Source organism: Streptomyces sp. NPDC048718 (assembly GCF_043198875.1).
Taxonomy (GTDB): Bacteria; Actinomycetota; Actinomycetes; order Streptomycetales; family Streptomycetaceae; genus Streptomyces.
The window spans coordinates 21,638-28,370 of record NZ_JBICVG010000003.1; the positions used below are offsets into that span (position 1 = coordinate 21,638).

8 protein-coding genes are annotated in these 6,733 nt (G+C 70.0%); 5 read left to right on the plus strand and 3 right to left on the minus strand.

The features are described from left to right. Positions 1 to 44: 44 nt before the first annotated feature. Positions 45 to 1,265: a DUF3103 family protein gene (locus ACGFRB_RS05775; protein WP_393239548.1), complete on the minus strand. Its 1,221-nt coding sequence runs from the start codon at positions 1,263 to 1,265 to the stop codon at positions 45 to 47. A 420-nt stretch (positions 1,266 to 1,685) separates the two neighbouring features. Between ACGFRB_RS05775 and ACGFRB_RS05780 the strand changes: the two genes are divergently transcribed. From ACGFRB_RS05780 to ACGFRB_RS05790, 3 genes are all read left to right on the plus strand, one after another. Beyond that, the gene (locus tag ACGFRB_RS05780; RefSeq protein ID WP_393239551.1) at positions 1,686 to 2,666 is read left to right on the plus strand and encodes an ArsR/SmtB family transcription factor; all 981 of its coding nucleotides are present in this window, start codon (positions 1,686 to 1,688) and stop codon (positions 2,664 to 2,666) included. 129 nt (positions 2,667 to 2,795) lie between these two features. After that, positions 2,796 to 3,209, plus strand: coding sequence for a hypothetical protein (locus ACGFRB_RS05785; RefSeq protein ID WP_393239553.1), 414 nt, complete (start codon positions 2,796 to 2,798; stop codon positions 3,207 to 3,209). Between the two features lie 158 nt (positions 3,210 to 3,367). Further along, a complete protein-coding gene (locus tag ACGFRB_RS05790) occupies positions 3,368 to 3,733 on the plus strand; it encodes a hypothetical protein (protein ID WP_393239556.1) in 366 nt (121 codons plus the stop codon). Positions 3,734 to 3,822: 89 nt separating this feature from the next. On the opposite strand, the gene ACGFRB_RS05795 is transcribed toward ACGFRB_RS05790, so the two are convergent. After that, entirely contained in the window at positions 3,823 to 4,341 is a 519-nt protein-coding gene (locus ACGFRB_RS05795) for a hypothetical protein (RefSeq protein ID WP_393239559.1), read from the minus strand. 217 nt (positions 4,342 to 4,558) lie between these two features. Continuing rightward, the gene (locus tag ACGFRB_RS05800) at positions 4,559 to 4,849 is read right to left on the minus strand and encodes a hypothetical protein (RefSeq protein ID WP_393239562.1); all 291 of its coding nucleotides are present in this window, start codon (positions 4,847 to 4,849) and stop codon (positions 4,559 to 4,561) included. 98 nt (positions 4,850 to 4,947) lie between these two features. Between ACGFRB_RS05800 and recO the strand changes: the two genes are divergently transcribed. Beyond that, the gene (gene recO / locus ACGFRB_RS05805; RefSeq protein ID WP_363006325.1) at positions 4,948 to 5,697 is read left to right on the plus strand and encodes a DNA repair protein RecO; all 750 of its coding nucleotides are present in this window, start codon (positions 4,948 to 4,950) and stop codon (positions 5,695 to 5,697) included. 18 nt (positions 5,698 to 5,715) lie between these two features. After that, positions 5,716 to 6,540 carry an isoprenyl transferase gene (locus ACGFRB_RS05810; protein WP_393240534.1) on the plus strand — a complete coding sequence of 275 codons (825 nt, stop codon included), beginning with the start codon at positions 5,716 to 5,718 and terminating at the stop codon, positions 6,538 to 6,540. Positions 6,541 to 6,733: the final 193 nt, after the last annotated feature.

Sequence of the window (6,733 nt, forward strand, 5' to 3'; positions counted from 1 at the left end):
GGAGCGGTGTCAGCTCTGGTGCTGGTGCGTGTGCCGGGCTCGCGTCAGAGCTGAGAGACGAAGTACGGCTCGACGGTCATGTAGCCGTTGTTGCTGGCGCCGTAGTAGGTGCCGTTGTACGACTTGGCCATGGTGTACCAGCTGTCGACGTAGTCCGGGTCGTCGGTCCACCAGTCGTTCGGGATGGCGTCCAGGATGGCGTTGACGAGCGGGATGTAGGCGCCGTGGTCGACGATGGTGAGCAGGACGGCGGCGATCGCCTTGGCGAGGTCGCGGTAGTTGGTGCTGCCGTCCTCCTCCATCATGACGGCGTCGGCCAGGTTGTACTTGTAGTACGACCAGTTGACGAGGATCTGGTTCGGCCGGTAGACGACGCCGTCCTTGTCGAGGTACGGCATGTCGACGGGGTCGACGCGGACCTTGCCGTCCTGGCCGAAGCCGCTGACGAGGGTGTAGATCTCGGCGTTGCCCTTGAACCAGGGCTCCTTGTCGTCCTTGAGGTGGACGGCCGTGATCTTCGTGGTCCAGAAGCCCGCGGTGGCGGCGGCAGCGGCCGCCTTCGGGGCGGTGGCCGCCGGGGCGGCGGACACGGTCTGGGGCGCGGCGGACTCGACGCCGGCGTTGGTCAGTTCCTGGCGCATGACGTCCAGGCCGGACGCGAGCGCCTTGTCACCGTCGACGTCGACGACGTACACCGGGTGCGAGGGCTCGGTACGGGCGTCCAGGACGTGGGCGACGCCCTCGCTGTCGTACGCGGTGATGGTGGTGGCGTCGTCGTCGGAGACGGCCGCGGCCACCCACGGCTCCTCGCCGGCGGTGAGCGCGGAACGCATCGACTCGGCGCCGAGGCGGAGCTGGAGGAGCGAGCCCGTCTTGGCGGCGTTGAGACCCTTGGCCTCGGCGATGTCACGGTCGGCGGCGGCGAGCCGGGTCTTGAGGGCGCCGGTCGCCTGGGCGGTGACGGACACGTCGGCGGACTTCAGGGCCGCCGTACGCAGATGCTTGCTCCACGACGCGTCGCCGAGCGAACGCGCGATGTCCCGGGCCGCCCGCTCCTGGGCCGAGGTGACGGCGGCCTTGGTGACGGAGTGGGAGTGGGTCATGGCGGCGGCCGCGGCGGTCCGGCCGTGGGACGGGGCCGGAGCCTGGGCGGAAGCCGCGGTGGCGGTGGCGGCGGCGCTCAGGGTCTGGGCCGCGAAGAGGGCGACGAGGGTAGCCGCGGTGGCGGTGAGGGTGCCGCGTCGTCGGGTGGGACGAGGTCTCACAGGGATCGTTCCTCCTGCATGGGGGATGGCTGGTGCGGGGATGCCGGAAGCCGGCGCAGGGTGGGGCGGAGGTACCTGGAAGCGACCCCGGAAGCCGCCCGCGCAAGAGATCTATGCGGGTAGATGGGGTGCGTTAGCGTCATGATGACGAGGGCATGTCATGGACACAAGGTCTTCACGGCGCGAGCGGATGAACTTTACGGGTGAGTAAGGTAGTTGGCGCGAATCATGCGCTCCGATGGCTGCCGGGCGACGCCGGTGGGGCTGATTCCGGACCCATGGGGGCGAGGGGTCGGGGCCGGGGTGATGCCCCTCGGCCACGGGTCGCTCGCATGCCCGCCTTGGCCGAGATTGTCCTTGCCTGGAATGTTCCGCGTAGTAAGGATTTTCATCGGAGACAGTGGCCGACGGGGGGACGCCATGCTGCGCATCCACTTCACCAGCAGAGACCTGGAAACCGTACGGATCGCCCGGGGACCGGACCCGCTATGGGAGATCGTGTGCAGTCTGTGCCGGTTACAGACACGTGAAGGGGCCATCGCCTTCGACCCGTGGCGGAAGAAGGTCGGGCATCTGGTCCGGCGGAGCGCGGTGGCCCGGACGGCGGCGTCGGCTCTGCACAGTCTGGTGCCGCGCGCCGTCTACTTCCCGGACTTCCTCACCCCGCACGTCGAGGGCGGCCCCGCCACCTTGCAGGCGGGCATCGAGCGGGTGCTCGCGACGCCGCGACGACAACTGCGCCACGAGCTGACCCTGTTGGCGGAGGTAGGCGGCAGGCCGTGGGCGGGCGCGCAACTGGCGCGCGGGGACGTGGCCACGCTGACCGCCCTGGGCGCCAACCTCCGTACGTACCACGGGCAGTTCATCGCACCGATGTGGGAGCGCATCGGCGCGACCGTGGCCGTCGACCTCGCCCTGCGCACCCGTGCCGTCGTGGACGGCGGCACGCAGGCTTTGTTGAACAGCCTGCGTCCGATGGCGACATGGGAGCCGCCCGTCCTGTCCGTCGACTATCCGGTCGAGCGCGATCTCCATCTGCGGGGCCGGGGACTGCTGTTGGTGCCGTCGTACTTCTGCTGGCGGCGGCCCGTCACCATGGCCGACGACGAACTGCGACCGGTGCTCCTCTACCCGGTCGACAAGACCCACGAGGCCCTCGCCTCCCCGGACGCGCTGCCACGCCTGCTCGGCGCCACCCGCGCCGCGCTCCTGCACGAGGCCGCCTCGCTCGCGTACGCCACGACGTCCGATCTGGCCGAGGCGACGGGGATGTCCCTGCCGAGCGTCAGCCAGCAGCTGGCCGTGTTGCGGGACAGCGGACTCGTCTCCTCCCGGCGCGACGGCAAGCGCGTCATCCATGCCACAACTCCCTTGGGCTGCCGCCTCCTTGAGGGAGCCTGAAGCCCCTCGTCAACTCGCCTCGGGGCCGTCGTTTTGGCCGGAGCCAAAACCATGCGCGGTCCGCCCGCCGGCCATCGCATCGTTGTGGCGTAAGCACGGCCCACACGCAGTGCAACGGAGGGGATCCACATGATGCAGCTCAAGCGTTCCGCGGTCGCCATGCTCAGCGCCGCCGCGCTGGGGATGGCCGGCCTGGCGGCGACGGCGGCACCGGCGCAGGCGGCCACCACCCGGGACGCGACCGTCTCGGCGGGTGCGTCGTCGGCCGCGCCGGCACTGGCGCGGACCAAGTACTACCTCAACTTCAAGTACTCCTCGTGGACCCACTGGTCCCCGGACCCGTACACCTCCACGCACGCGGGCCACTTGAACGCGGGCATCAACTACGTCTACTGCTACACCAATGGCGTGAGCTACACGGACAAGGGCCACACCAGCACCGTCTGGCTCCTGACCGACGACGACGAAGGCTACGCCAACGTCTACGTGAGCAGGGTCTACCTCGACGACAGCTCCTACAACGCGGCCCTGCCCCACTGCTGACGCGCAGCGGCAGCGGCACCCGCCCCCGCCAGGTCGGTCGGTTGTCCCGGCCCTGGCGGGGATGCCGGGGCTTCCGGGTGTCGGTGCCCCGCGACGGTTCCGTTGCCGTAGACGTACAGCCGACATACAGCGCAAGCGCACCGGAGGGGATTCGCATGATGCAGCTCAAGCGTTCCGCGGTCGCCATGCTCAGCGCCGCCGCCCTGGGCCTGGCCGGCCTGGCGGCGACCGCCGCGCCGGCCCAGGCGGCGCAGGACTCGCCCGCGTCGACGCGGGCCGTCTACGGCCTGACCTTCAAGTACAGCGCGTGGACCTACTGGGCGCCGATCTCTTGGCGTGCAGGCATTCTGTACGCGGGTAAGCATGGCGTCTACTGCTATGTGAGCGGCCTGACCTTCACGGACAAGGGCCACACCAGTTCCGTCTGGTTCAAGGTCGACGACGACAGCGGCAACAAGGGCGTCTGGGTGAGCAGGGTGTACCTCGACGACAGCTTGTACAACGAACCCGTGCCCAAGTGCTGACACCCCTCAGCCCCGGCGCCCCCGCCCGCCCGTATCTCCTACGGGCGGGCGGGGGGCGCCGCACGTCGCAGGCGCGCGCTCCCGGAACGTCAGAAGTGGTCGACCGTCTGCCCCTCGGGCACCCGGTAGCAGGCGGACGTGACCGTGATGCCGATGCTGGGGGTGGCGCGCTTGCTGTACGCGACGATCCAGACGCTCAGCCTCTCGGCGTCGTTGTCCGCGACGAGGTTGAGGTTCTTGTTCGCGCTGTTGTCGCGGTAGGAGTCCTTGACCGTCCAACCGCCCGTGCTCAGCTTCTCCTTCAGGTTCGCCATGGCGACGTCGTTGTCGGCTCCGGACTCCGGCTTGAAGTTCCAGGGGTGGTAGACCTGGAAGTACGTCTTCGGGTCTCTGCCCTCGCACTCCTTGACCCCGGGGCCGGGCTCGGAGGCTTTGCCGGGGACGCCCGTGAATTCGTAGAGCCGGCTGGAGGTCTTCTTCACCGCCGCGACCACGTCGGCGGTCGCCGCCGTCCCTCCGAAGGGGACCCTGGACCCGGGCGGCGGCGTCGCGTCGGAGGGCGTGCCGGCGTCGCCGCCGGGGGAATCGGTGGAGCCGCTGTCAGTCATGCCACATCCACTGAGGAGAAGACCGGTCAGGACGAATGCCAGGGAGGGGCCGGCCAGGCGGGGGCGCCGGGCCGGGCGTGATGGGCGGTGCATAGGAGTCCTCGGTTGCCTCGGCTGTCTCTGGTGTCTCGGTTGCCTGGTCGTTTCCGTACGCGATGACTGTCCCCGTACGCGACGACTGCCCCCATGCGCGTGACGGCACGGGCGGTGCCGCCCGCTACTCGGGAGCCGTGACGTCACCGTATTCACCGACCACGACCAGCGCCTGGTTCTTCAGAGCGGTCGAACCCCGGTCCCAGTACTGGCTGTGCCCCTCGGCTCCCGACGTGGCGGAGGGCCCGCTGCCCTCGGCGTGTGTGTTCATCTGGTTCGCGCCGAAGACCTCGTCGCTGGGAATGAGGAACACCCCGCTGCCCAGCCGCCACTGGCTGCCTCCGTGGCCCCAGCGGCCGATGTCGGGCACCGGGTCGTCGTCGGCCTCCTCGTTCCACACGTGTCCCGTCGGCACATCCATCTCCTCGGCCGAATCGACCTTGACGCCCCTGCGCCCCCGCCCCGCGCCGTCCGGCGGCCGGGAGCATCGGACGCATGCGCGAGAATGGGCCCATGAGTCTGTTCCGCGACGACGGCATCGTGCTGCGCACCCAGAAGCTGGGTGAAGCGGACCGCATCATCACGATCCTCACCCGCGGTCACGGGCGCGTACGCGCTGTGGCGCGGGGGGTGCGGCGGACGAAGTCGAAGTTCGGGGCCCGGCTCGAACCCTTCTCCCATGTGGACGTGCAGTTCTTCGCGCGGGGCAGCGAGCTGATCGGGCGCGGGCTGCCGCTTTGCACCCAGAGCGAGACGATCGCGGCGTACGGCAGCGGGATCGTCACCGACTACGCCCGCTACACCGCCGGCACGGCCATGCTGGAGACGGCGGAACGGTTCACCGACCACGAGGGCGAGCCGGCCGTCCAGCAGTACCTGCTGCTCGTCGGCGGACTGCGCACCCTCGCACGCGGGGAACACGCCCCGCATCTCATCCTCGACGCCTTCCTGCTCCGCTCGCTCGCCGTCAACGGCTACGCGCCCAGCTTTGACGACTGCGCGCGGTGCGGCCTCCCCGGCCCGAACCGCTTCTTCTCGGTCGCCGCGGGCGGGGTCATCTGCGGTGACTGCCGGGTCCCCGGAAGCGTCGTACCCTCTGCGGAGGCCGTAGGACTGCTCAGTGCGCTGCTCACCGGTGACTGGGAGACCGCGGACGCGGCCGAGCCGCGCCATGTCAGGGAGGCGAGCGGACTGGTGTCCGCCTATCTCCACTGGCACCTGGAGCGGGGCCTGCGCTCGCTGCGCTATGTCGAGAAAAGCTAGGAGATCCATCGCATGGCCATCGCACGACGCGGAATTCTCGGACGGCAGCGCCGGGAGTACAAGATTCCCGAGCAGCACCCGTCCGGCGCGACTCCGCCGAGGCTCCCCGCCGAGCTGGTTCCGAACCACGTCGCCGTCGTGATGGACGGCAACGGCCGCTGGGCCAAGGAACGCGGCCTGCCGCGCACCGAGGGCCACAAGGTCGGCGAGGGCGTCGTGCTCGACGTGCTCAAGGGCTGCCTGGAGATGGGCGTCAAGAACCTCTCCCTCTACGCCTTCTCCACCGAGAACTGGAAGCGGTCGCCCGAAGAGGTCCGCTTCCTCATGAACTTCAACCGCGACGTCATCCGCCGCCGCCGCGACGAGATGAACGAGCTGGGCATCCGGATCCGCTGGGTCGGCCGCATGCCGAAGATGTGGAAGTCGGTCGTCCAGGAACTCCAGATCGCCCAGGAGCAGACCGTCGACAACGACGCCATGACGCTCTACTTCTGTGTCAACTACGGCGGGCGCGCGGAGATCGCCGACGCGGCGAAGAAGATCGCCGAGGACGTCGCCGCCGGGAAGCTCGACCCGTCGAAGGTCAACGAGAAGACCTTCCAGAAGTACCTCTACTACCCCGACATGCCGGACGTGGACGTCTTCCTGCGGCCCAGCGGCGAGCAGCGCACGTCCAACTACCTGATCTGGCAGAGCAGCTACGCCGAGATGATCTTCCAGGACGTGCTGTGGCCCGACTTCGACCGTCGCGACCTGTGGCGCGCGTGCGTCGAGTACGCGTCGCGCGACCGCCGCTTCGGCGGCGTGGACCCGGCGGACATGGCCGTCCTCGACAAGGCGTAACCGGGGGGCAGGGGGAGAGCGGCACGCGACCCGGCTCTGAGCCGACGCCCCCACGCGTACGAATAAGGGTGGGGGGGGGGGGGGGGGGGGGGGGGGGGGGGGGGGGGGGGCGCGCGGGGGGGGCGGGGGGGGGGGGGGGGCGGGGGCGGGCGGGCGGGGGGCCGCGCGGGGGGGGGGGCGGGGCGGCGGCCGC